A 24591-nucleotide genomic window follows, 5' to 3' on the forward strand; every position below is an offset into this window, starting at 1 on the left:
CCAGTGGCGGACAAGCATGCGGAGGACGGGGGAATGAGCTCGGAGGACCAGACCGTCTCGCCGCCGAAGTAGTGCCCGGCGGCGAGGTTGATTGCTTCATATCCGCTGAACAATAAACCGATCATCAGTCCGCGGGCGTGCGTGGCAGTGTGAGGCATGAGAGTTCCGGCAGGTCGGTGAACCCGATCCCGAACCCTCCGTGGACTCCTTCGCCGGGTAGATCACCTACCAGGGCACCACCCACACACTGCATCCCCCTCGTCGTCGCCAGTCCGCCTCTCACTAGCCCGACGACAGCACCATCCACGATCCAGGGCTGCCCAGCCGACTCTCCACCACGCTCGATTCTTACTACCCGCCAGAGCTGCCACGCGTCTTGCAGGTCGAGGTTGAGCCATCGCGAGAGGTGCCGGACTTTGCGAACTACGGTGGGTGTGTGGGTGCCTGGGAAGACGTTGATGGAGTCGTGGATTTCCCAGACGGCCGGCGCGTCAGGGGCACGGGACTCCGCCGTCGGCGCCAGAACGTGCTGCCGCCAGAGTTCGCTGTCTATCTGCTGGGCAAGGACCCTTACATCGAGGACTTCCAGTACCGGTGGGTCCGGTGGCGCGACTTCCGCCTGCCCGACTCCACAGATGACGCTGTGGGTGGGCTGCGCGAGGCTCATAGGCGTGCGGAGTTTGAGCGCGTGGAGATCACCTGCGGCGGCGGGATCGGTCGCACCGGTACGGCCATGGCGCTGCTGGCGGTGATCAGCGGTGTGAATCCAGATGACGCCGTCGCCTGGATGCGAGAGCACTACACCCCTCGACGCCACGGTGGAGCGCTGCACCCCCTTCCCGCGACACCCGATCACATGCGCAGACGCATCGCCGCCTGCCAGACCCACCCTCGTTGTCGCCGCGTCTCCACGGCGCGCGGGTGGTTAACCCCGCGCAATGAACGCAAGGCGGTGGGTTGCATGAGACTCACGCGTCGTTGACGAACGACGACTTGAGCAGGTCGGCGGCATCAGCGAGGTCACCGGCAGCAATCTTCAGTTCGCCAGTCGTGGTGGCGTTGTTGCCGTCCTCGGTCAGGGCCCATGTCACGGCCACTGTCTGTGCTTGGGGGTTGCGTGCGAGGAGCACGTAGTCATCTCGATCGCTGACCCATGGCACGTTGGGTCGAAACGACTCGGGCGTGAGGACGACTTCGACATCGTTGCCGCGGTTGTTCCAGTCCACCGGGTAGTCACGGTGCGCCAGGCGGAGGGCGGATGGGTCGAACCCGAGCCCGTAGGGTTCCTGCCGGCGAATGACGGGTTCGACGAGCTTGTCCCAGTCGGCATCGCCTGGCTCGTGGTAGTCGAATGCCTCGCAGTCATGGAAAGTGATCGTGAGGTGCGGTTTGGCGACGAACCGATCCCGGCTGGTGACCTGGATTCCTGCCCCGGGAAGAGCAACCCTCATGAAGTGTGTACGTCCCGTCTCGATGTGTGCCGGCTTCTCGCGCCTCCAGGATTCAAGTCGGTTCGAACGATCTTCGGGGCTTGCGGGCGGAGACCCGCCCCAGATGTTCTGTGCGAGGAGCGCTGTGGCGGGCGAGACTTCTGGGGCTTCTCGGGGCTTAGTGAACTCTTCTTCCGTGAACTCGTATAGGCGCTCCATCACTTCATCGACCCGCTCGACGCGGCTGATCGACCCGAGGACCTCGACGTCGAGATTGATTGGAAGCTTGCCGCCGCGAGCCCGTTCAACGAGAGCGAGGACTTCACCTGCTCGTGCTGGCCGGGTGTTGCTGGCTCCGCGCACGTAGATCGCTCCATCATCGAGGCGTTCTTGCCCCTTGCCTGCATGGAAACTCTTGTGGCACGGGAAGATCGACTGCCCGTCCTGTGGTGGCTGAGCGATGACGAACAGCACCTCGTGGTCGCCGTCGACGCCGACCCTTCCGAACTCGAACGCGGGAAACTGTGGTCCCAGGTATGGGCGGAGACGATCTTCAAGCTCATGAGCCTCGACACCGCGAGCTACGCCGACCGCATGGTCCTTGTGGGCGCCAAGGACCAGCACGGCGTAACCGTGGAAGTACCGTGAGGCTTCTTGGGGGCGCCGATTCGCTGCCCCGAGGAGGAACTTGGCGACCTTCGCCACACCTTCGGTCGCGGTCAGGTCAAGAGCGCTCTTGACCTCCAAGTAGTTCGTCTCGGCCTCATCTCCGACGGCAAGCACATGATCCAAGATGTTCCGCTGCGCGCGCTCACCGAGAGGGACGACGTCGGTGTCCACCTTCATCACCTCCTTCGCTCTCGGTTTTCCTTCAACGGTAATGCGGCGACCGTGCCCGAGCATGCCCCGACACGTTCACAGCTTCTGCGCACCTCCACTGCATGACGGTCTCGATGCGAGTGATGAGCGCAGGCGATGGGTACAAGTACCTGCTGCGCACGGTCGCCGCCGCCGATGGCGACCGGTCCCTCTCGACCCCGCTCACGAGGTACTACGTCGAGGCGGGAACACCACCGGGCCAATGGCTCGGGTCGGGCGTCGCCTCGCTCGGGAAGGGTCGGCTCGCGGTGGGTGATCGGGTCTCGGAGGCGCAGCTCCAGCTCTTGATGGGGATGGGCCGTGACCCGATCATCGGCGACCCGCTGGGACTGGCGTTCCCCGCATACAAGTCCCCGGCGGAGCGGATCGAGGCCCGCATCGTCGACCTCAGCCCGGCACTGAGACCCGGCGCGAAAGCGGCGGAGGTCGCGCAGATCGAGGCCGAGGAAAGGCAGCGGGGAACCCGGCGAGCCGTGGCCGGCTTCGACTTCACATTCTCAATCCCGAAGTCCGCCTCCGCATTATGGGCGGTCGCCGACGCTGGCACACAAGCGCTCATCGGGGAGGCACACCATCGGGCAGTTGCGGAGGTGGTTGCGTTCATGGAGCGCGAGGTTGCAGCCACCCGCACCGGCGCAACTGCAGGCGACGGTGCGGTTGCACAAGTCGATGTCACCGGGCTCGTGGCTACGGCGTTCGATCACTTCGACTCCCGCGCCGGAGACCCCCACCTTCACACCCACGTCGTCATCAGCAACAAGGTCCAGACGGCGTTCGACGGCAAGTGGCGTAGCTTGGACGGTCGGCCGATGCACGCCGCCGTGGTCGCCCTGTCGGAGCTGCACCAGGCGGTGTTCGCCGACCACATGACCCGCACCTTCGGAGTCGAGTGGGAGTCCCGCGACATGGGCCGCGACCGCAACCCGTCGTGGGCGATCAGTAGCGTGCCGGAACAGCTCGTTCAGGAGTTCTCCACCCGTTCTCGGCATATCGACGCCGAGAAGGGCCGGCTCATCGCCGAGTACGTCGCCAAGCACGGCCACCAGCCTTCCACGACCACGGTCATCAAGCTCCGAGCCCAAGCCACCCTGACCACCCGACCGGAGAAGGAGGTGCGGTCGCTGGCCGACCTCACCAGCGAGTGGCGCACCCGCGCCACCACCGTCCTCGACCAGGACGCCACCTACTGGGCACGCAACGTCATGGACAACGACAAGCCGCTGCTACTGCGAGCCGACGACCTGCCGTTGGACGCGATCGCCGAAGTCGGCCAGGCCGTCGTCGGTGTGGTGGGTGAGAAGCGGGCGACGTGGCGGCGGTGGAACCTGATGGCCGAGGCGTCACGGCAGACGATGGGCTTACGCTTCGCCACCATGCAGGATCGTGAGGCGGTCGTCGGGATGATCACCGACGCCGCCGAACTGGCATCGCTGCGGCTGACGCCGCCCGACCTCGCCACCAGCCCGGTCGCGTTCCGGCGTATCGACGGCACGAGCGTGTTCCGGCCGAAGCACTCGACCGTGTTCTCCTCCGAGCTGTTGCTGGCCGCGGAGGACCGGCTGCTCGACCGCTCTCGCAGCATGACTGCGCCTACCGTCCGGCTGGGAACGGTGGAGAAGATCACCGCCCGGCCGGATAGGGAGGGGCGGCTGCTCGGCGAGGATCAGGCCGACGCTCTGTTGAAGATCGCCGTCTCGGGTCGGGTGCTCGATGTGCTGGTCGGCCCGGCCGGGGCCGGGAAGACCACTGCGATGTCGGCGTTGCGCAAGGCGTGGGAGAAGGAGCACGGTGCCGGCTCCGTTGTCGGGCTCGCACCCTCTGCGGTGGCTGCGCAGGTCCTCGCCGCTGACCTGGGGATCGCGACGGAGAACACGGCGAAATGGTGGCAGAACCACCTCACCCGTGGCACCACTTTCGAGTCCGGTCAGCTCGTCATCATCGACGAGTCATCGCTGGCCGGCACCCTGTCGCTGGACCGCATCACCCACCTGGCCGAGCGGGCCGGGGCGAAGGCCCTCCTGGTGGGCGACTTCGCCCAGCTTCAGTCCGTGGACGCCGGCGGTGCCTTCGGACTCTTGGTCGGTGATCGTGACGATGCGCCCGAGCTGGTCGACGTGCACCGGTTCACCAATGAGTGGGAGAAGGCCGCCTCCCTCGCGTTGCGGCACGGTCGCACGCAGGTGATCGACACCTACCTTGACCACGATCGCATCCGTGAGGGCGAGGCCGAGGCGATGACCGATGCCGCTTACAGCGGCTGGCGCGCCGACCGGAACCGAGGGTTGATATCGGTGCTGGTCGCTGAGACTCGCGACGACGTGAGCGCCCTCAACCAGCGCGCTCGTGCGGACCTGATCCTCGACGGCACCCTCACACCGGGCCGGGAGGTCGAGCTGAACGACGGCGCCACCGCTGGGGTGGGGGACACGATCATCACCCGCCGTAACGACCGTCGTCTCCGCAACGGCAAGGATTGGGTGCGCAATGGTGACACCTGGACCATCACCGGCGTCCGTGACGACGGCTCGGTCACCACCCGCCGCAGCGGACGTCGCTTCGGCGGCTCCATCGTCCTCCCGACCGGATATGTCGCCGACCACGTTGACCTGGGCTATGCGGTCACGGCGCACCGGGCCCAGGGCGTCACCGTCGACACCGCACGCGTCTTGGTCGAGCCGACGACTACAAGGGAGGACTTCTACGTCGCGATGACCCGCGGCAAGCACTCCAACCGCGCCTACGTGATCCTCGACCGCGCCGACGAGCACGCCCACCCGCACCCGGGCGACAACCCGGAAGCCACCGGCCGGTCCGTCTTGTTCGGAGTCCTGCAACATGTTGGTGCCGAGCGGTCCGCGCACGAGACCATCACCGCCGAACACGAGCACTGGGGCTCGATCGCCCAGCTCGCCGCCGAGTACGAGACCATCGCCGCCGCCGCTCAACGAGACCGCTGGGCCACCCTCATCCGTACCTGCGGACTCACTGCCGAACAGGCCGCCGCCGCGGTCGAATCGGAGGCGTTCGGGGCGCTCACCGCTGAGCTGCGCCGCGCCGAAGCGAACCACCACGACCTCGACACCTTGTTCCCGCGCCTGGTCGCCGCGCGCGGGTTCGCCGATGCTGACGACATCGCCTCGGTGCTGCATCACCGGGTCGCGCGTGCCACAGCACGCCCGGCAGGCTCGGGTCGTACCCGCAAGGCGCCGCACCTGATCGCCGGACTGATCCCGTCCGCCGATGGTCCGATGGCCGATGACATGCGCCACGCCCTTGATGAGCGACGAGAACTGATCGAAACCCGCGCTGACGCCGTGCTCGACATCGCATGCGACGGTGGAGAAGCCTGGACCAAATCGCTGGGTGCACCACCTCGCGACCGGCGCAAAAACCAGACGTGGAGCCGGTACGCCCGTACGATCGCCGCCTACCGCGACCGGTACGGCATCACCGATGTGGCCCCGGTAGGAGCACCGGCCGAGAGCGACGTTCAGAAGATCGACCAAGCACGGGCTGCCGCCGCGCTACGGGCGATCACGTTGGCAACGCAGGCCCCGCAGCGCGAGCAACGGCAGGTCAGGCAGGTGACTCGCGGGCTCGGGCTCTGAGGCGGATCGCATCGGTCTGTCATCCTTGTTGAAGATGATTTGGACGGAGGGATGAGCGATGACTCAAGCCGAGCTGGCGGATGAGGTGGCGCGCCGTCTCGGAGTCGGCGCGCATCCCGCCACCACTCAGATCGCCGAAGCGGTGGCGCTGTTCGCCCCGCTCGGGTGGGCGATGTGCGGTCGCTGGCACCAGGCCGGAACCGTCCGGGTCCTTCGCCTTGCTGCGAAGGGTGCTGAGCCGGCGGTAATTGATGAGGCGATCGCCGAGGTCTGGAACTCCGACAGTCAGGTTCTTCTCCGGCACGCGGCGGCACCGATACGCCGATGGTCGAACTCGCACTACCCGTTCAAGCAGGTCATTTGGGATCGCGTCGCTCTCATCGAGAAGGCGATTCAGCATCATCTCGCGGGAGCCTACGAGGCGTCGATCCCGATCATCCTGGCGCAGATCGACGGAATGAGCCGCGATCTGACCGGACAATCGTTCTTCTCCAAGGCCAACGCGGACCCCTACCTTGACGATGCGACGCTGGCCGGGATGGAGGAGAACCTGCCGGTCGTCCGCCGCGTCTTCTCCGAGAATGTAGATGAGTCCGGCAACTTCGGCCTCGTCTCACGCCACGGCGTCCTGCACGGTCGAGACCTTGGCTACGCGACGCGAGTGAACTCGACCAAGACGATCGTGCTCTTCGCAGCTCTGGGCGAGTACTTCCCGCGTATCGCGGATGACGCCGGTGCTCGGTTACGCCGACTCCACGAAGAGTCCGTTATCGGCTCGCGGGAACTCGATGAGATGGGTCGGCTGGTCGATGACCGACACGTCCCCGAGCTACTCAACTTCGCCTACGACTTCGACACCGAGTACCTCAACGCTGTGCTGCTTCGCCCCGGCCCGTTCGATGCACACGCGACGCTCGCAGAGCTTGCCAGGAAGCACAGCCTCGGTCCCGACGCCTTCACCGCCGGGCAAGATCAAGTCGGATGCTGGTGGCACTACACCGTCCCCGCAGGACAGACTCTCGGCTATGCGGCTCGGCCGACGACCAGCACGGAACGGCGCCACCCTGACGTATGGCGATGGGACGCCTCCGATGCGCCCATCCAACCGCCGTGGACGAACGCGGAGGGGTGGCGCTCAGACGATAACTTCCCGCGATCGCCCAACTGGGAGCGTGACCCTGTCACCTGAGGAGGTGACGGTCGGCAAGACAGGAAAATATCGGCAGCGGTGATCGCGGAGAGTGGGAGACGAAGTGAGTGAAGATTCGGTTGGTCGCGCCGAGGACATCATCGCGGGGTTCGACGCGATCTTGCCCGAGCAAGAACGGGTGCTGGAACAGGCCGCTCAGAACGTCAAACTCGGTTTTGAACGAGATTCCCAGGTCTACCGAGGGTTCACGCAGCTTCAATTCTTCATCCTCACGGTCGACTTCGACATGAGGGTCATGCTCCGCGCTCTGCTTGCCGACCCGCAGAATCGGCTCACCGCCGAGAAGTTCCTTGCTCTGACGCTCGAAGAGGCGGAAGAGTCGGCAGGACGGATGGTCAATGCAGTGTCGAGGGCGATGCGGACTCTCCCCAACGACACCGGAATCCACCTGTTCGATATCGCGAAGTTCGATGAAGCCGTGCACGCGTTCAAGCAGGCGATGTCGGAGATGAGGGACGACAAGGAGTTCAACAAGACCCTGCGTCTCATTCGGAATACCGTCTCCGGCCATATCGTCGGCGACGAGGTCGGCGTCCAGAACAGCGCGATCTGGGTCCTTACCCGCCAAGGCGTCCCACGCGATATCGATGGAGTGTTTCGGAGCCAGATCGTCTACTACGCCATCGCGACGTTGAAGGCACTGAGCGACTTCGCACGGGGCCTTCAAGGAACCCTCCGCGCGTGACCCACTCTCCAGAGACCGAGCGGTGCTGACAGTTTCCTAGGCGAACAGCGAGGACCTGCGATGTTCGGAGCGGAGCGTGACGATCGCGCTCCTGGTGCTGCCGACAGGCGTGTAGCCCCACGACGGAGCAGAAACACCGTTTGACGAGCCGATCTCGTCCACGGTCACGATCGTCAGCGGCGTCGAGCGGGAGCACGCGATCCCAACAGACACGTCGTATGAGTCGATGCCCGTTGCCGGGGCAGTCCTCGGCATCAGTGCTGATTCGTCATGCGAGCACGTCAGTGATCGGTCCGTCCGTCACGCCCGGTTCAAGGATGATGACGGGCTTGTAGCGGGGGCCACCCTTCGTGTTGCCGTCCCACTCGTAAACGGTGGTTCGCAGAGTGTTGAGGTAGCGCCCGATGAGTACGGCCATCGTGTAGGGGCCGTGGAAGGCGAGATGCACCTCGGCGCGTCCTTGGCTGGCGGAGAGCCTTTTGATCCGCTGCGCTACGGCCGCACTGAGACGAGCTGCTTCTCGTGGGTCGATACGTTCTGTGCCCGCGACTGAGATCGCCTCGGCTGCGTCGAAGCCATCAAAGGAATCGTTCATAAGCTGCTCGAACGCAGTCCAATCTGCCTGTGGTGTCAGGGTCACGAAGACTGCAACGCGATTCTTGGGCGCCGCCGCTCGGTCCTGTTCGATCTGGACTGGCTCGATCGTCAGCTCGGTGCTCTGCGGGTCATCGTCGGGCGCGGCTGATGTCCAGGCGTTGTCCTCCGTATCAATCACGACCACCTTGCCGATCTTCGTCTCCGGCAGTGCGGCGCCCAGTGCGAGTCCGACTGACAGATGGGCTCCACCCGAGATGCGCACGTTCTTCGCGCCGGCCGCGTACACGGCGTCGCTGATCAGCGGGAGAGTCTTCTCCAGGAGTTCCAGCCCTGTCTGTGAGGGGAGTCGTCCGTCGTCGGACGGTTTGAGCCGGATGTGCAGGTCGTCCTGGTCGGCGTCGAGGGCGGATGAGGCTGGACGGCTTTGCACCCGGATCGTGAAGTCACGTCTTTCGGCGCGGATTATTCGCTTTCGTTGCTCAATGCGGTGCATGATGAGGTCGCGCACGATCTCGGTCTCGCCGGATGGGCGGAGCATGTTGGCCTGCTTCTTGTCGGCCAGAGTCCGTGCTGGTGAGAGCCTCAAGAGCCGGTCCGGGGCATCGTAATCACACTTCGAGTCTTCTCCTGCTATTGCGACCTTGTTCGCGATGCACAGGCTGAAGTTGGGATCAGCGTCGAGCTGGAGCAGGCGAGGCAGTTCGCGCTCGCGGACAATGTCGCTGCACGCGATGTCGGGTGTGACGACGAGTACGCCTGCCGAGAGACCTCTGGTGAGCGCCTGTTCGAGGCGGTCGGTGGTTGTGCCCGGTCGCAGGTCGGTGCGGTCTCTCCACACGACGAGGCCGGCGGCCCTAAGCAGATTCTCCAGCGCTTCCGCCTGTGGAGTCCCGTCTGACTGGCGATAAGAGATGAATACCGGGCCGTCGCCCCGGACAGCGCCGTCAGGTAGTGGGCCTAGCGGATCGAACCGCGGAGGCGGAACGGAGACCGTTCCCTTCCTCGTCGTGGCGCGTCCGAACCGCTGGCGGCTGGCGATGAGTCCGAAGAACTCGTCGGGTCCGCCGGGCGCGTAGACGAGCAGTGCGATCGGACCGGCGCCAACTTTGGCGGTTGCGCGCATCGCGGCGTGATCGATGCGGCTCGGGACGGACGGAGAGGGGTGGCTGTGCCATTCACCGATGTAGCCGGTCGGATCGTCGTCAGCTCGCTGCTCCAGGAACTCCGCCAGGAGCGCGTTCGCGCGAACGTCGTCGCGAACGTACCTGTTCGTGGTCGTCCCTTGCCCGTTCACGACCAGGGCATGAGATGCCACGATGGTGCCGTTCTCCTGGTAGCCGAGGAGGATGCCACCGGTCTCCCGCGGAAGGTGCTTCGCCGTCTCGGACGCGATGGTCTCGTATGCATCAGCCCGCAGGTCGATACGCGTTGGTGGTCGAGTCATTGGCGATTCCTCGCTGCTCCGATCCGTAGGTCTCGCACTTCCCCGGCCGGGTGGAGGGGGCGTTCGACGAGCAGGCCGATTGCGTGGCGCACGGTTGCTGCGGCTGCCTCGATCACCAGGTACGGCGGTGTCGGGGAGATCGGGCTGCCACATCCGGCTTCGAACAGGTCCGGCACGGACTGGTCGACATCGACGGAAGAAGGTGGCAGCGGGTCAGCCCCATCGAGCGGTGGCAGCAAATCAATCCGGTAGCTCGTGCCGTCGTTCTGGATCGCCGCCGAGACGATCCGCTTGGCCAACGTCTGCGCAGTGACGTGGAGGAGTGCGGTGGTGGTGAAATCAGCCGTGTCGTTCACCACGAGGTCGTGGCCGCTCAAAAGCTCAACGGCCTCGTCGCCCGAGGTTAGCGTTTCATCGATCACCGCGATGTCAGGGGCCGCAATCCCGCTGCGTGCAACCAAGTGCTGCTTGACCGCCTCAACCTTCGACCGTCCGACGGCTTCGGGGCCGACAAGGTGACGGATAAGATTACCGGGCATAACGACGTCACTATCGACGAGCGTGAGATGCCGGATACCGGAACGCTCAAGCATGTCCGCGACGAACGAGCCGAGGGCTCCGATACCCACGACCGCAACGCGGCATCCGCGGAGTTCATGAGCGAGAAGACCCGCGCGCGCCATTTTGGCGGCGTCCGTGTCGGCACCTGAGCGCAGGCGTCTGACGGCGGTGCCGCCATCTACAGTGGGCCACACTTCAAGTGTGATTGCGCCGTCGTGAGAGCCACGACGGTAGATCAGCACCACGATCTCGATCGAGTGGTTGCGAATTCTGCGGTCCAGGTCGACGCTGGGGTTGATCCGAGCGGCAACCTCGTCCCATGTTCTTGGCGGCACGTCTACAGCGCCGAGGCCGGCAACATACCCGAAGCGATCCTTGCTGTGTTTCGAAGACTTCGCTGGCTTGGTACCGCCACTGATCCGCATCGTGTTGTTCGCCGTCGGTCGGAACCGAATGAATCCGCTGGGATACCGGGTCAGGTCATCGTAGAGATAAAGGCGCTCATCCTCGGAAGGTTCGAAGTAGCGGTCGAGGTCGAGGTCGAGTCGGTCGTCTTGCCAGCCTGTGGTCGATTGATCGAACCAGGCAGTGACATGTTCGAGGAACGCGGGCGCGTCGGTCCACCACAGCCCCTCATGATCGTCTTCGGCGACCAAACACAGTGATCCGTCCAACTCCCGGTGCCAGGACCAGGCGACCGCGTCTGGGTCGAACGGAACCACGCGGGGTGGCTGGAACGGGTAGCGAGAACGCAGCGCGATCAGAACCTCGGTCGTGCCCCCGGCGTGAATGATTGTCCCTCGCCAGCCGGTCTCATCCTCCGTGAAGCCGGCGCGGATCAAACCCTCCTCGAAGTGCTGCCGTGAGTAGGCGACGTAGTCGTCGTACTTGGTGAGGGTCACCCGAAGGTCCTGGTACCAGCCGGAACAACCCGCGCGCCGGCTGAGATAGCGGACGCGCGCTTCGTCCCGTCCTCGTTGAATCCTGGGGGCATCGGGAACACTGGTTCGTCGTCCCCGTTCTTGCCCAGCAGTTTCTGGAACGTCAGCGCTGCCTTGCCCTCGTCCTCCTCGGCGAGCGCTTCGCGGGCGGTTTCCACCGCGTCAGCGAAACGGGTCTTGGCTGCATCCAGCTCGTCGTCGGTCGCACGAATGCTGATCGTGTGCCCGGGCAACGTGGGGTCGTTCACCCCGATGCCGTAGTTGACATAGCTGTCGATGATCTTGCTGACCTCTTCGAGAGCAGAGACGTAGTACTCCGCATGATCGGTGCCCGCCACCAGCCCGGAAGCGAAGGCCTGGTATGTCGCCACCTCAATGAAGAACCCGCCCGGCTTCTTATCGAGGCCAAGTACGGAGCGTCGGGTCTGACGAAGCAGCTTGACTATCGGAACGTAGTAGCCGTCATGGGCCGTGTTCATCTCGCTCGACAGAGATGTGAGCTTCTCGGGATTGGTACGCACCCACTTGTCTGCATCGCCCTTCTGCGGAATCTCCCACGTCTCGCCGTCCCAGTACGGGCGGGCAGGCACGGCATCGACATACAGGTCGTACTCCGGGAAGGACACCTGAAGGCTGCGGTCCTGACGCTTGGTCCGTCGGTGACCATCGTCATCGCTGCCGAACTCCGCATGCAAGACAGTGAAGAACCGATCGAGGATGTCCTTCGACGTGACATCGCTCGGTACGTCCGGGAGTCGCACGAACACGTCGACATCCTTGACCCGCTTGATCGACACGCTCCTCTTGTAGGAGCCGATCAGGACCGGGTGTACTCCGTATTCGGTGAGCTTCGCGTCGGCTTCGAGCGCATCACGCACCAGCTGGTGTGCCTCTGGCGCGTTGGCCTTGTCATCGCCAGGCTCAATGGAGCTCAGTGCGTCCTTGAACTGCTGCTTGAGGTGAGCCATCGGGCCCTCCGATCTTGTTGTGACTGTCTTCCGTGGCGCTGAGCCTGCCCCACACCACCGACATCGTGAGGCGGGCATCGGTTCAGCGACCTACTTCTTGCCGCGCTTGCCGGTGCTCTCGTTGGTCGTGGTCTTCGGATGACGCTTCACCGTGGACTGCTTCACGAACCGTCCCGTGACGGCGCTGCGCCCTCGCTTGCCTGCCATACTGCTCACCTCCTCCGTGTTCCACACTCGATGCTACGTTTCAATTCTAACACAGACGTGTCGGAGGCGACGAGCCGTTGCAGATGTGACACACTAGGGGTATGGCCAAGACCACGATCAACACGGCCGGGCTGTACTCCGCGCTCGACGCCGCGCGAAAAGAGCGGCAACTCTCCTGGCGAGCATTAGCCGGCGAAATCGGTGTGAGCCCTTCTTTGCTCTCCCGGCTCGGCAACGGGCTGAAGCCGGACACCGACGGCTTCGCGACCATCATCGCCTGGCTCCGACTCCCGGCCGAGGACTTCTTCGAGCACAAGGGACAGCGCGATGCCGATGACACCCGCGAACCCGATCTCATGGCACAGCTCGCGCCGCTTCTGCGGGCGCGTAAGGACCTCAGTGAGACAGACGTCAAGTACCTGCAACAGGTGATCGGCGCGACCATCGAACGTGCACGGGCCCAGGGATGACTCGTGCGTCGAGGATTCAAGACCGAGGCGAAGAGCCTCGCCCTGGAGCTACGGGCCGAGATCGGTCTCGACGCACACATGCCGTTCGATCCCTACACCTTCGCCTCTGAGTATGGCATTCCAATCGTCCAGCTCAGCGACCTCGACGGTGTCGCACGCGACCACTTCTTGCGAGCGGACGGAAGCGCTCTGTCCGGTGCGTTGATCCCGAACGGAAGTGGCGTGGTCATCCTGGAGAATGACGCTCAGCCCTTAACCCGCCGCCGCACCACCATGTGCCACGAACTCGCCCACGTCGTTCTGGAACATGAGTTCGGGGTTTCTCTTTCCGATGAGAGGAAGTGCGGGCTCGGCGGCGACCAAGAAGCCGAAGCTGACTGGCTCTCCGGTGAGATGCTGATCCCCAACGACGGAGCCTTCCGGCTCGCCCGAGCAAACGCCACCGACGAGGACGCAGCCGATGCCTACGACGTCAGCCTCGCTGTCGCCCGCTGGAGGATGAACCATAGCGGCGCCCGCAAGGTCATGGAACGTGCTCGCGCCAAGTGGGGCAAGACCCCCAGCTCCTACCGATAACTGCGATCCAACAACCGACGATCGGCCTACGCTCCGCACCAGTTCGCCAGTGCCTTCCTTCCTGTCGGGCCTGGGCGTAGACTCGATCTTGAGGCAGATTTCTCCTCTGTAATGCGCCGGTCTCGGCAGACCCTCAGGGTCACTCGTCAACGCACTGCCTCATCAGATGCACTGTGCGATGGAGAGGAACAAGTGCCATGATCCGCCTGATCTGGGCTGCGAGCGTCCACACCCGCTACTTCTTGCGGCGTTACATGCCGACCAACATCCTGCTGGATGCGATCCGCACCCGCCGGCGCGGTTTGAAGTGGGGTGTTCCGGCGATGCTGCTCGCGATCCCGTACCTGCTGATCGCGAACGTCTGTGTCCAACTCATCGAGGACGGTGCCCCCGGCTGGCTACACCTCGTCGTGTTGTGGGCGATATGGAACATGCTTAAGATGCTCTGGATCGGGCCGATCAGCGTTGTGCTGCTGATCCGCGCCCGTGTCCGCGAGGCCGTCGACCGGGCCAGCTTGACTGGCCTAGCGAACGACGCCGAAGAGGGTGCTCTCTTGGACGCGGTAGGTATCCGGTGATGTGCGCGGACTCAGGCACTGACCCGGCGACGACCGCCGGGGCGGATCGTGCCACCGCCCGCAATCACCGCCGAGCGCGCGGCCTCGTTGCTGATTCCAAGTCGCGCGGCGACCTGAGCGAGCGTCAGTCCACCTGCGTAAAGCTGGGCTACTTCTTGTCGGATCGGGTCCGGCAGCTCCGGTCGGCGGGCAGCCAAGCCCGCCTGTCGGGCTATCTCGCGCACGGTGCCGCGGTGCACGTTGAATCGAGTCGCCAGCTCCCGCACGGGCACGCCATCGGCGTACCCGGCGAGCAGCTCGACTCGATTGGAGACGCTCAAACGGGTTTGAGATTGACGCGAATTTTGACGCACCGGGCCGCGCTCATCGGTGATCCGAGCACCCTGAGCGCGCGAACGTCGAGCCCGCGCACCCCGCAGAACACGGGAAATCAGCGATCCGAGCGGCTTCCGGGGGTTTGAGAAGCTACTACGGAGGTCCACTCGAGAAGCTATTGAGACAGCACTCGTAAAAGAAGATCCCGCCGACAGCAATATGGAAGCTGTCGGCGGGATCTTTGTCTGTGCAGATTCGAGGATCAGGCTCAGGCGTGGACGCGAATGAGGTGATCGTTCGTGAAGGCCTGGAAGGCCCACTGCGCGTTCTCACGACCGTAGCCCGAGCGGTTGATACCGCCGAATGGGTACTCGGGGCCGGATTCCATGTGGGAGTTGATCAGCGTCATGCCGGCGTTGACCTTGGCAGCGAAACGCTCACCCTTCTCGAGGTCATCGGTCCACACCGAGGACATGAGACCGTATTCGGTGTCATTGGCCAGACGCAGAGCGTCTTCTTCGTCCTTGGCCCGATAGACCATGACTGCGGGACCGAAGAGCTCGTTGCAGCCGAGGTCCGACTTCGGATCGATGTCAGAGAGCACGGCCGGCGACATGAACCAGCCGGGACGGTCGAGCTTCTTGCCTCCGGTGTGCAGCGTGGCACCATCGGACACGGCCTTGTCGATCATTTCCACGATCTCATCGCGGGCACCTTCGGACGACACCGGACCCATGCCGACGTCGGGGTCGTCGAAGGTCGAGACCTTCGTCGCTTCGGCAGCCTTGATGGCTTCGGCAAGGAACTCGTCGTAGAGATCATCGACGACGATCATGCGCTTTGGTGAGGTGCAGACCTGACCGGCGTTCGCCAGACGCAGGCCGACGAGCTTCTTGGCGAGTGCAGGAACGTCCTCGGAGTCGAGGACGACAGCAGGATCGTTGCCGCCGAGCTCGAGCACGGCGCGCTTGTAGTACTTGGCGGCGATAGCTGCCACGGAGGCACCTGCACCCTCGGAGCCGGTGAGGGAGAAGCCCTTGACGCGGAAGTCCTTGAGGACCTCCTCGGCGTGGGAGCTGTCGAGGTAGATGTTCTGGTACACACCCTTGGGCAGACCCGCCTCGGTGAGGAGATCTTCGAAGTACTGTGAGGACTTCGGGCAGATCGAGGCCTGCTTCATGATGATCGCATTGCCGACCATGAGGTTGGGCAGCACAAAGCGGGCGATCTGGTTGTAAGGGAAGTTCCACGGCATGATGCCCAGCAGCACACCCAGCGGCTGGTGTCGCACGTAGCTGCTGGCTGCACCGGCGGCGGCGAGATGCGTAGGAGCCAGATGAGTGGCGGCATTGTCGGCCATCCAGCGGGCCGTGCGAGCAACCTTGTCGACCTCGCCGAGCCCCTGCTTCTTGACCTTGCCCATCTCACGGCCGATGATGTCGGTCATCTCATCGGCATTGGCGTCGACGAGGTCCGCGAACTTCCTTAGGATCGTGGCGCGCTCATGTAGCGGCGTCTCCTTCCACGACATGTGAGCGTCATGGGCACGATCGATGTAGCCGGGAATGTCTTCCTTGGCGACGGAGGCGAACTCCTCCTCAACTTCACCGGTATTGGCATTTGTCACTGCGAACTTGCTCATAGATGGTCCTTTCGCACGTATGAATCAGCTTGTGGTCTTAACAAGAAGAATGACGTGCGCATTCCAGGAGGGCAAGTCGGTCTCACGCCTTGCCCTCCTCCTCTTCTCGGAATGCGGGCTCAGTCCCGAGCGCGGGGGACGTGTCAGTCCTCGATTCGATCCTCGGCGCGGTCAGCAGCGCGGGGAGACGCCTCTGCGGTGGTCTTTGCTTCGCAGAGGGCGCATGCGATGGGCACGGCCCAGAACGAACGATGGCGCGCCGCGAAGATCTCGGCCCGGCGGGGTCGCTGGCTTAGACTGCGATCATGCCCGATCAACGAAGACTGAGCTATTTCGTCGCCTCCTCTCTCGACGGTTTCATCGCAGGACCCGATGGGGGCGACCCGAGTTCCTGGTGGCCGATCACCGACGACTACCTCGACTTCATCCGCTCCGAATATCCGGAGACGTTGCCCGGACCTGCGCGGCAGGCATTGGGAATCACCGACCTCGGGCATCACTTCGACACCGTGGTCGAGGGGCGGCGATCATTCGACCTCGGATTGGCCGCCGGACTGCCGGACGCCTACCCTCATCTGCGCCATCTGGTGGTCTCGAGGACCCTGGAGTCCGCACTCGATTCAGACGTTGAAATCGTCAGCGGCGATCCGATCGAGCGGATCAGGCGGCTGAAGGACGAACCTGGCAAGGGCATCTGGCTAGTGGGCGGAGGCACCCTCGCTGCGAGCCTGCGCCCGGAGATCGATGAGCTGATCATCAAGCTCGGGCCTGTGACACTGGGCGCGGGAATTCCGCTGTGGGGCTTCGACGCGGGCTTCGACAAGGAGACATGGACTCGGACCGAGGCAACTCCCCACCCTGGTGGAATGACCCTTCTGTGCTTCGAACGTAAGTTCACTGTCTGAGCTGCGAAGTGCTTGACCGCACGCCGGGTCGCGCTTAGGTTGTCGTCATGGAACACGTGAGTGGAATCGGCGGATACTTCATACGCGCGAACGATCCGGAGAAGCTGCAGGCCTGGTACCGGGACGTGCTCGGAGTCGACCTCGGCGATCACGGACTCTGGAATCAGGAGGCCGGGCCCACAGTATTTGCCACGTTTGAGTCCGATACCGACTACTTCGGCTCCACGTCTCAGCAGACCATGCTCAACTTCAGGGTGGCCGATCTCGAGGCTATGCTCGTCCAACTGCGCGAGGCCCACGCCCGTGTCGACGACGAGATCCAGGAGATGGAGGGGGTCGGCCTCTTCAGTTGGGTGCATGACCCCGAGGGGAACCGGATTGAACTGTGGCAACCGCCTGCCGATTGACTCTGACAGGTGTCCGCGTCGACTGAACCCGCCTGCCGATTGACCCGGGCCTCAGTCGGCGCCGCCGGAGGTGTCGACTGGGGAACGATCTGCGTCCACCGGTGCTGAAACGGTGCCGCGAAGCACACGCTTCCGCTCGATCCTGATCGCAATCGCAACCACCCCGAGTGCTGCCAGGGCCAACACGATGGCAACGACGACCGGTGCTGTGAAGCCCCAGCCGAGCGCGATGACCGTGGCTCCGAGTGCCGGTCCGATGGCGTTGCCGACATTGAACGCCGAGGTGTTCACGCTGGCCGCCAGGGTCGGTGCCCGGGTGGCGATCTGGAACACGCGGGCGTTGAGGGCCCCGGCGATCGAAAAGCCGCTGGCGCCGACGAGAACGATCATGACGATCGCCGCCCAGCCGTTTCCGGCCACGAGCCACAGGGCGAACAGACTGATGGCGAGGGCGATGAGGCTGCCGATGATATTGCCGAAGATGTTCTTATCAGCGAAGCGCCCGCCCACGACGACTCCGATGAAGGCACCGATGCCGAAGGCGGCCAGAACTCCGGGGACCAATGAGTGGGAGATGCCGGCGACCTGAGTCAGCAGCGGAGAGAAATAGGAGAAGGCAGCGAAGACGGAAGCCTGGAAGAGCGCCGTCGTTGCCAGAGCCAACCAGATTCGAGGGCCTTTGAACGCCTGGATCTCCTCTCTGATCAGAGTGGGTAGGTGAAGGTTTGACTCGCTGCGCTCATCGGGCGAAGTGCGCGTTGTCGCGGCGATGAGGACAGCAGCGAGTGCGGTGACGATCGCTACAGCCCAGAAGGTCGCCCGCCATCCGTACTGCGTGCCCAACCAAGTGCCCAAGGGCACGCCCACGAGGTTCGAAACGGTCAGGCCGCCGACGAGACTGGACAGCGCACGCCCATGCACCTCGGCGGGGGCGATGCGCGTCGTATGGACTGCGGCCACGGCCCAGAACCCACCGCAGGCGATGGCCGCCAGGACACGGGTGACCATGAGGATCGAATAGCTCGGCGACAGCGCGGCCAAGATGTGGAGAGCAGAGAATGCGATGATCGTGATGATCATCGTCGCCCGACGCGGCAGCTTGAGGGTCAGCAGCGCCATTGCCGGTGCCCCGACGATCATTCCCACGGCGAACCCGGTGATGAGCAGACCCGCCTGCGGGATCCCGACCTGCAGATCCGCACTGATGGGCTCGAGGATGCCGGCGATCATGAACTCGCTGGTGCCGAGGCAGAAGATCACCGATGCCAGGAGGTAGACCTGCGCCGGGACACGGACTCTGGTGGGAGTCGAAGTCGTCACTGTGTGCTGCTTTCGGTTGTGATGGGGTGTCCGGGTGTTTTGCGGCCATACGTATGAGGTGCCGTGTGGCCGTGCAGTGCTGCGAAACCCTCGGGGGTGCACAGACCTTCGATGAACGCGCTCGCCTGAGCCAGGACATTGTCGGCGGGCATGACCCGAGCGGCGATCCGCAATCCGGCGAGCACGCTGTGGATGAGTTCCGCGTGAACCTTCGCATCGAGCTCGGAGTGGATGTGACCCTCGACCTGGCCGCGTTCTAAGACGAGCCGATACGAATCCAGCCAGGCCTGACGATCAGGATCGAGGATGGTGCACACCGCGTCGACCTCGCGGCCGAGTTCAGCCGCGGTATTGGCCGACAGGCATCCGATCCGCTGGTCGTCCTCGCACTGTTCGGCCAGCTCCCCACCGAGACGGTCCATGATGAGCGTCGGGGCCGGTGCTGTTCCTGTGCGCAGTTCCTCCCGGGCCGGTATTCCCGTGGCAGTGTAGTCGCGCAGGGCCCGCAGGAAGAGGGCGTCGAGGCTGTCGAAGGTGTTGTAGAAGCTTGAGCGGCCGATGTTCGCACGCTCGCAGACCATGCCGACGTCGGTGCCTGTGTATCCGTGCTCGCTGAAGACGGCAATGGCGGCCCTGATCACCGTCTGCTCGTCGAAGGCCCTCTTCCTGCCCATGGTGCGAGCCTAAAGTATTTTGGACATCTCTGTCCAATAAACTGTCGTGGGCACCCTCTCGGCTGTTCTGACCTCGTCGGAGGCCAACAACAGGTGTACCGTGACGGCAAGGGTCTCTGACACTATCGCGGGTGAGACGCCCGCGAAGAGCTATCCGCGACGAGGAAGGGAACATGCATGAGCACAGTGAGCAGGCAACGCAGGAAGCAGCTTCGCGATGATGATGCGAACTGGAAGTTCGGAATCTTCTACTTCTGTCCCCAGGATCCTTCATTCCTGATCCCGAAGCGTGTCGGCATCGGATGGTCGCTCAACTTCGGCAGCCCGTGGTCGCTGCTGTTCGTCATCGTCGTCATCGCCGTCTTGGTGTGGGGCGTCTTCTTCTGAGGACGAGTTCAAGCACCGAGGGCCACACTCAGACACCGAGGTTGTCAGTCAGACAGGGTCCAGGTCTGTTCTGTCGGAGGCACCCACGCACTACTTCCTGCGAGACGAGAGCACACAGAACTCATTGCCTTCCGGGTCGGCCAGGACAACCCAGGGTTCGTCCGCAGTCTGGCCCACGTCAGCTCGGCGGGCGCCGAGAGCGAGCAGTCGATCAACTTCGGCAGCCTGATCTTCGGGTCGGAAATCGAGGTGAAGGCGATTCTTCACTGTCTTGGTCGCCAGGTCGGCTCCGAAAAGAAGGCCGGGGAGAGTGTGTGCCTCGGCTCTGATCTCCACTTCGTCCTCGTCCTCATCGACGACGCTCCACCCGAGGGCCTCCGCCCACCAGTGGCCGAGCATGTGCGGATCGTGGGCATCGACGACGAGCTGTTCCCATTCCAGTCCCATGTCAACAGATTAATGCGTCCGCATGTGACTGTGAATGGCATTGTGCCGATTCAGGCGCCGACATCCTGCAGGTGATGCCTGAGCTCATGAAACCCATAGCGAGTCAATGAGGTCACGGTGAACTCGCGTCCATCGGAGCGGTAGCCGGTGCGATCCCACTGGTCATCGGTGATCTGGACCAGATCAGCCGCATAGGCCAGCGCTGCCGCTCTCAGGTCGATGGCCACCTCGGTGGGATTCTGATGTCGATAATCGGACTCGATGGCCACGGCGTCGCCGTCGAAGTTCGGCAGGGTCGGGGCCGATTGGGAGACGATCAGCTGCGTGCGTTCGCGGAACAGGTCGAGGATATCGCGCACATGGGCCGCGTACTCGAGGTCCGACCAGCGATCCGGACGGACACGAATATCGGCATTCGGCCTGGTCAGCACCTGATCCCAGGTGTCAGCGGAAGCCGAGACATAACCCGGGACCATGCTGACATCCACATCGCCGGTGAACCCGCATTCGGCGCACCCGGTCTCCAACACGTCAGCCCAATCGCGTGTGTCCGGTTCGATGTTCTGTTGCGCATCGGGCAAAGTGCCCTGTGCATGTGGTTCGGTCTCGCTCATGTCATGCCCCTCTTCCGTTGCCGTCTCGCCCGCTCGCGTTGCCGCTGCCGCCAACGAGACTGCTTTTCGACTACTTCTTGTCCAGAACCTTCTTCAGGACCGTCGCGTCGCTGATGTCGTCGCGCTTCGACGCGGTGAGGAGGGTGAGTTTGCCCTTCTTCGCATAGTCCTTCAGCGCCCTGAGAGCCTCGGCATGGTCATCGTCCTTGAGCTCTTCTCGGTAGCGTCGGGAGAATTCCTCGAACTTATCGGGATCGTGGGAGTACCACTTGCGCAGATCGCTGGAGGGCGCGAGGTCCTTGAGCCAGTCATCGAGATCGGCCTTGTCCTTGCTGATCCCGCGCGGCCAGATGCGGTCGACGAGAATTCGAGTGCCATCGCTGTTGACCGGATCATCGTAGATCCGACGAACCTGAACCTGATGTGTCTCTGCCATGATCGTCCTCCTCAGTCTCTGGTGCTGGTGTCCATCGTGCTGATTTCAGTCTAGGACGGAAGAAGGGGGACGCAAGGCAGAAGCGAACAACTCATTCGATGGGCCCCTCGAGCGTAGACTCAAAGTTTGAAAACCAGAGTGCTGAAGCGAGGTGGCGATGACGGAGATTCCGAAGATCAACCGGCTTTTCCCCGACCAGGTGACGGATGTGAGCCTGTCCGAGGCCCTGGCATTTCCCCGAGAGGTCGACCAGTGGGTGCGGGCAGTATTCGTGTCCTCGGTCGATGGGGCGGCGACCATCGCCGGTCACGCCGGCGGCCTGGGCAATGACATCGACACTCAGCTCTTTGCCTTCAACCGGGCATCGGCAGATGTCATCCTCGTCGGCGCTGGCACTGCCAGGACCGAGAACTACGGTCCTGCCGAGGATGATCGGCAATGGCGGCATCTGCGGGTGGGCCGCAGCCCCACAGCCCCCATCGCGGTGGTCTCCCGCAGCCTGGACCTCGATTTCTCGGCCCCGCTGTTCACCAAGGCTCCCGAATCCGCCCCCACGATTCTCATTACCTGTGCTGATGCTCCCGAGCCGGCCAGAGCCCAAGCTGCTGAGGTCGCCGAGGTGATCGTGGCCGGTCAATCGTCTGTGGACCTGGGCGCGGCGATCGCCGAACTCCGGTCGTGTGGATTCGCCCGGATCATGTGCGAGGGCGGGCCGCAGCTGTTCACCGACCTGGTGGAGGCCGGAGGTGTCGATGAGCTGTGTCTTACCCGAAGCCCGACCCTGGTCGCCGGAACTGAGACGAACATCCTGCGCGGCGCCCAGTTCGACCCACCGGTCGAGCTCGAGCTGACGACCCTCTTCGGCACCGACGACGGATTTCTCTATCTGCTCTACCGACCGGCCGGGTCATAGGGGCCTGGAACGTCACAGGCCCGTCGAACCCTAGTTCAGGTTCACTCTCTTCCGCGCGCTGGTGCTGAGGTTGCTCAGCACCACGGTGCGAACCTGCCGGTCGATGTACTGGCTGAGACTGACCTGCGTCTGCTGGAAATACCAGTGTTTGAGTGCCCACATATGGGCCAAGGCCATGAGGTCGTGTCCGAGCGTGCCGGCGTCGACCTCGTACAGGTCACCCTTGTCCACAGCCTCACCAACGACATCGATGAGCGGCTGCAGAGTGGCCAGCTCCTGAGACTGGATGGACGCCAACCCGTCGCGTGAGAGAGACCTGGAAGTCTGATAGGTCAGAACGACGGCCTGACGATGCTCATCGACGACCTGACAGAACTCGGTGAACGCCGCAATGATCCGATGGACCGGATCTTCACTCGCCTCGATGGCTGCCGGCACGCGCACACGGAAGCCCTCGAGAACTCGGGTGATCGCGGCCAGCAAGATCTGCTCTCGGTCCGAGAAGTATTTGTACAGCAGCCCGACGCTGACGCCGGCAGATTTGGCGATCGCCTGCATCGACACGGCATGTGAGCCCTTCGTCTGCATGAGACTCACAGCCGCCTCGACGATCTGCTTCTCACGGTATTCCGCGCGAGCACCGCGGACTACGGCGTTGACGTCTTGAGTCTCACTTGTCATGCCTGCTGACCACTTCCTCGCGGAGCTTGAACTTCTGAATCTTACCGCTCGGGGTCCGTGGGAACTCATCCAGGATCTGCAGCACCTCGGGCCAGTAGTGTTTGGTCACGCCCTTGGCGGCGAAGAATTCGCGCAGGTCATCCATGGTGAATGTGTGGCCATCTTTGAGGGTGACCACGGCGCACGCGATCTCCTGCAATCGGGGGTGGGGCACCGCTACGATCGCCACTTGGGAGATGGCGGGATGCTCGTACATGACGTTCTCCACATAGGCGACGGGAATGTTCTCCCCACCTCGGATGATGATGTCCTTGGACCGTCCGCCGATCTTGATGAAGCCGTCTTCGTCCATCTCCGCGATATCGCCGGTGTCCAGCCAGTCACCGTCGAAGGCCTCCTCGGTGAGGTTCGGTTCGCTGAGATACCCGACGAACAGAAACGGGCCCTTGACCTGGACCTTTCCTTCCGTTCCGGCGGAGACCGGTTCGCGGAGGGGATCGACGATTCGCACCTGCATATCCCCAAGCGCCCGACCGTCCGTGCTTGTGACCTTCTCATCAGAGTCGCCGGGGGCGGTCATGGTGACCAGTCCGCATTCGGTCTGACCCCAACCGCCGAAGACGTTGAGTTCCGGGAGCACTTCTTTGGCCTCCTGGACCATGACGCGTGGAATCGGAGCGCCCATGCAGCAGAAGTGTCTGAGACTCGACAGATCGCGGTCCGTCGTCGTGGCAGCGTCGATGAGATCGTGCAGGAACGGAGTGGCGCCGGAGGTGTGTTCAATGCCGAACTCTTCGATGAGCTTTGCGAACTCCTCACCGTTCCAGACATCCTGGAACACGCCGGTTCCGCCGATGAGCAGCGGCAGGCAGACCCCATACATGTACCCGGTGAGGTGTCCGAAGGTCGACGCCATGTGGACGACGGAACCCGTCTTGAGTCCCAGGTGGTCCGGCCAGGGAAGGGCGGCCGAGAGCACCGAATTATGGGTGTGCATGACCCCCTTGGGATCACCGGTCGTTCCTGAGGTGAAGAGGATCAGACCGACATCGTTGGGGCCGGGTCTCCGCGCGTTCCAGTCGATGCTGGCGCCCACTGACTCTGAACTCGGCGTACGCTCTGAACCCGCCGTGCTCCGTCCATCACGTTCGAGGAAGTCCGACCATCGTTCGAGTCCCTCGCGGGAGGTGAACGGATCTTCGCCGGGTGCATCGAGGACGATCGTATGGCGCAGGTCAGGCAGATCGTTCTTGAGGCGGTCGACCATGTCCGGGTAGTCGAACTTCCGGAACCGGTTGGGGACGAAGAGGACTGCGACGCCGGACTTCTTCGCCATGTACCCGATCTCACGATCGCGGTAGATGGGGATGAGGCCGTTCGTAACCGCCCCCGCTTTCAGTGCGCCGAGGTGGATGACCAGCCATTCGTACCAATTGGGCAGATGGATCCCCACCACCTCGCCGGGCTGCACACCGAGGTCGATCAGCGCCCTCGCACACGCCTCGGCGTCGGCTGAGAGCTGACGATATGTGTGGGTTCCATAGGGATCCCGAGAGACGACCGAATCGGGAATCTCGGACGTCCAGTGGTCCAGATGATCGAGCAGCGTCTTGTTCTTCCAGGCGCCGGTCGAGGTGTGTTTCTCAATGAGGGAATCAGTGAGGATCGTGTCGAATCGGGTAGGCATGTCAGGGCT

25 protein-coding genes are annotated in these 24591 nt (G+C 63.6%); 11 read left to right on the top strand and 14 right to left on the bottom strand.

Translation table 11 applies throughout. The features are described 5' to 3' along the window. Window positions 1-466: 466 nt before the first annotated feature. Window positions 467-982: a protein-tyrosine phosphatase family protein gene (locus BSP239C_RS01985; protein ID WP_257930013.1), complete on the top strand. Its 516-nt coding sequence runs from the start codon at window positions 467-469 to the stop codon at window positions 980-982. Here BSP239C_RS01985 and BSP239C_RS01990 read toward each other — a convergent pair. After that, the gene (locus BSP239C_RS01990; protein WP_101569953.1) at window positions 969-2276 is read right to left on the bottom strand and encodes a hypothetical protein; all 1308 of its coding nucleotides are present in this window, start codon (window positions 2274-2276) and stop codon (window positions 969-971) included. The genes BSP239C_RS01985 and BSP239C_RS01990 overlap by 14 nt on opposite strands. Before the next feature lie 107 nt (window positions 2277-2383). Between BSP239C_RS01990 and mobF the strand changes: the two genes are divergently transcribed. From mobF to BSP239C_RS02005, 3 genes are all read left to right on the top strand, one after another. Further along, a complete protein-coding gene (mobF, locus tag BSP239C_RS01995; RefSeq protein ID WP_101569954.1) occupies window positions 2384-5917 on the top strand; it encodes a MobF family relaxase in 3534 nt (1177 codons plus the stop codon). A gap of 58 nt (window positions 5918-5975) precedes the next feature. Beyond that, window positions 5976-7106: a hypothetical protein gene (locus BSP239C_RS02000; protein ID WP_101569955.1), complete on the top strand. Its 1131-nt coding sequence runs from the start codon at window positions 5976-5978 to the stop codon at window positions 7104-7106. Between the two features lie 64 nt (window positions 7107-7170). Next, complete coding sequence (locus BSP239C_RS02005; RefSeq protein WP_145997395.1) at window positions 7171-7812, top strand: hypothetical protein; 642 nt, start codon at window positions 7171-7173, stop codon at window positions 7810-7812. A gap of 36 nt (window positions 7813-7848) precedes the next feature. Here the strand turns inward: BSP239C_RS02005 and BSP239C_RS02010 are convergent, their stop codons facing one another. The 4 genes from BSP239C_RS02010 to BSP239C_RS02025 are packed head-to-tail and all read right to left on the bottom strand — an operon-like array spanning window position 7849 to window position 12323. Next, entirely contained in the window at window positions 7849-8067 is a 219-nt protein-coding gene (locus BSP239C_RS02010) for a hypothetical protein (RefSeq protein WP_101569957.1), read from the bottom strand. Window positions 8068-8080: 13 nt separating this feature from the next. Beyond that, a complete protein-coding gene (locus BSP239C_RS02015) occupies window positions 8081-9853 on the bottom strand; it encodes an SAVED domain-containing protein (RefSeq protein WP_101569958.1) in 1773 nt (590 codons plus the stop codon). Next, window positions 9850-11316, bottom strand: coding sequence for a ThiF family adenylyltransferase (locus BSP239C_RS02020; RefSeq protein ID WP_101569959.1), 1467 nt, complete (start codon window positions 11314-11316; stop codon window positions 9850-9852). Before BSP239C_RS02020 ends, BSP239C_RS02015 begins: the two co-directional genes overlap by 4 nt. Next, window positions 11313-12323 carry a nucleotidyltransferase gene (locus BSP239C_RS02025; RefSeq protein ID WP_101569960.1) on the bottom strand — a complete coding sequence of 337 codons (1011 nt, stop codon included), beginning with the start codon at window positions 12321-12323 and terminating at the stop codon, window positions 11313-11315. Before BSP239C_RS02025 ends, BSP239C_RS02020 begins: the two co-directional genes overlap by 4 nt. A gap of 308 nt (window positions 12324-12631) precedes the next feature. On the opposite strand from BSP239C_RS02025, the gene BSP239C_RS02030 reads away from it, so the two are divergent. The 3 genes from BSP239C_RS02030 to BSP239C_RS02040 all read left to right on the top strand — a co-directional run bounded on the left by BSP239C_RS02030 (window position 12632) and on the right by BSP239C_RS02040 (window position 14154). After that, window positions 12632-13000, top strand: coding sequence for a helix-turn-helix domain-containing protein (locus tag BSP239C_RS02030; protein ID WP_101569961.1), 369 nt, complete (start codon window positions 12632-12634; stop codon window positions 12998-13000). Between the two features lie 3 nt (window positions 13001-13003). Then, the gene (locus BSP239C_RS02035; RefSeq protein ID WP_101569962.1) at window positions 13004-13576 is read left to right on the top strand and encodes an ImmA/IrrE family metallo-endopeptidase; all 573 of its coding nucleotides are present in this window, start codon (window positions 13004-13006) and stop codon (window positions 13574-13576) included. 197 nt (window positions 13577-13773) lie between these two features. Further along, entirely contained in the window at window positions 13774-14154 is a 381-nt protein-coding gene (locus BSP239C_RS02040) for a hypothetical protein (RefSeq protein WP_101569963.1), read from the top strand. 11 nt (window positions 14155-14165) lie between these two features. Here the strand turns inward: BSP239C_RS02040 and BSP239C_RS02045 are convergent, their stop codons facing one another. Beyond that, window positions 14166-14474 (bottom strand): helix-turn-helix domain-containing protein, encoded by a 309-nt coding sequence (locus BSP239C_RS02045; RefSeq protein ID WP_101569964.1) that lies wholly within the window; start codon window positions 14472-14474, stop codon window positions 14166-14168. 263 nt (window positions 14475-14737) lie between these two features. After that, entirely contained in the window at window positions 14738-16111 is a 1374-nt protein-coding gene (locus BSP239C_RS02050; protein WP_101569965.1) for an aldehyde dehydrogenase family protein, read from the bottom strand. A gap of 305 nt (window positions 16112-16416) precedes the next feature. Here BSP239C_RS02050 and BSP239C_RS02055 point away from each other — a divergent pair, with 305 nt between their 5' ends. Together BSP239C_RS02055 and BSP239C_RS02060 are read left to right on the top strand one after the other, a co-directional pair. After that, window positions 16417-17016, top strand: a complete 600-nt coding sequence (locus tag BSP239C_RS02055) for a dihydrofolate reductase family protein (protein WP_101569966.1) — start codon at window positions 16417-16419, stop codon at window positions 17014-17016. A gap of 47 nt (window positions 17017-17063) precedes the next feature. Next, the gene (locus BSP239C_RS02060; protein ID WP_101569967.1) at window positions 17064-17423 is read left to right on the top strand and encodes a VOC family protein; all 360 of its coding nucleotides are present in this window, start codon (window positions 17064-17066) and stop codon (window positions 17421-17423) included. Window positions 17424-17474: 51 nt separating this feature from the next. Here BSP239C_RS02060 and BSP239C_RS02065 read toward each other — a convergent pair whose 3' ends face one another. Together BSP239C_RS02065 and BSP239C_RS02070 are read right to left on the bottom strand one after the other, a co-directional pair. Beyond that, complete coding sequence (locus BSP239C_RS02065; RefSeq protein ID WP_101569968.1) at window positions 17475-18743, bottom strand: Cmx/CmrA family chloramphenicol efflux MFS transporter; 1269 nt, start codon at window positions 18741-18743, stop codon at window positions 17475-17477. Then, entirely contained in the window at window positions 18740-19417 is a 678-nt protein-coding gene (locus tag BSP239C_RS02070; RefSeq protein WP_101569969.1) for a TetR/AcrR family transcriptional regulator, read from the bottom strand. The genes BSP239C_RS02065 and BSP239C_RS02070 overlap by 4 nt, the downstream gene beginning before the upstream one ends. Window positions 19418-19594: 177 nt before the next feature. On the opposite strand from BSP239C_RS02070, the gene BSP239C_RS02075 reads away from it, so the two are divergent. Continuing rightward, complete coding sequence (locus BSP239C_RS02075) at window positions 19595-19804, top strand: DUF5808 domain-containing protein (protein ID WP_101569970.1); 210 nt, start codon at window positions 19595-19597, stop codon at window positions 19802-19804. 90 nt (window positions 19805-19894) lie between these two features. Here BSP239C_RS02075 and BSP239C_RS02080 read toward each other — a convergent pair whose 3' ends face one another. From BSP239C_RS02080 to BSP239C_RS02090, 3 genes are all read right to left on the bottom strand, one after another. Next, complete coding sequence (locus BSP239C_RS02080; protein WP_101569971.1) at window positions 19895-20251, bottom strand: VOC family protein; 357 nt, start codon at window positions 20249-20251, stop codon at window positions 19895-19897. A gap of 50 nt (window positions 20252-20301) precedes the next feature. Continuing rightward, window positions 20302-20865 (bottom strand): DinB family protein, encoded by a 564-nt coding sequence (locus BSP239C_RS02085; RefSeq protein WP_101569972.1) that lies wholly within the window; start codon window positions 20863-20865, stop codon window positions 20302-20304. Between the two features lie 70 nt (window positions 20866-20935). After that, window positions 20936-21301, bottom strand: a complete 366-nt coding sequence (locus BSP239C_RS02090; protein WP_101569973.1) for a DUF488 domain-containing protein — start codon at window positions 21299-21301, stop codon at window positions 20936-20938. 157 nt (window positions 21302-21458) lie between these two features. Here BSP239C_RS02090 and BSP239C_RS02095 point away from each other — a divergent pair, with 157 nt between their 5' ends. After that, entirely contained in the window at window positions 21459-22214 is a 756-nt protein-coding gene (locus tag BSP239C_RS02095) for a pyrimidine reductase family protein (protein ID WP_101569974.1), read from the top strand. A gap of 30 nt (window positions 22215-22244) precedes the next feature. Here the strand turns inward: BSP239C_RS02095 and BSP239C_RS02100 are convergent, their stop codons facing one another. Together BSP239C_RS02100 and BSP239C_RS02105 are read right to left on the bottom strand one after the other, a co-directional pair. Further along, complete coding sequence (locus BSP239C_RS02100; RefSeq protein WP_180958890.1) at window positions 22245-22895, bottom strand: TetR/AcrR family transcriptional regulator; 651 nt, start codon at window positions 22893-22895, stop codon at window positions 22245-22247. After that, window positions 22885-24582: an AMP-binding protein gene (locus tag BSP239C_RS02105; RefSeq protein ID WP_101569976.1), complete on the bottom strand. Its 1698-nt coding sequence runs from the start codon at window positions 24580-24582 to the stop codon at window positions 22885-22887. Before BSP239C_RS02105 ends, BSP239C_RS02100 begins: the two co-directional genes overlap by 11 nt. Window positions 24583-24591: the final 9 nt, after the last annotated feature.

Origin of the sequence: Brevibacterium sp. 239c (assembly GCF_900169365.1) — a bacterium.
Classification (GTDB): domain Bacteria; phylum Actinomycetota; class Actinomycetes; order Actinomycetales; family Brevibacteriaceae; genus Brevibacterium.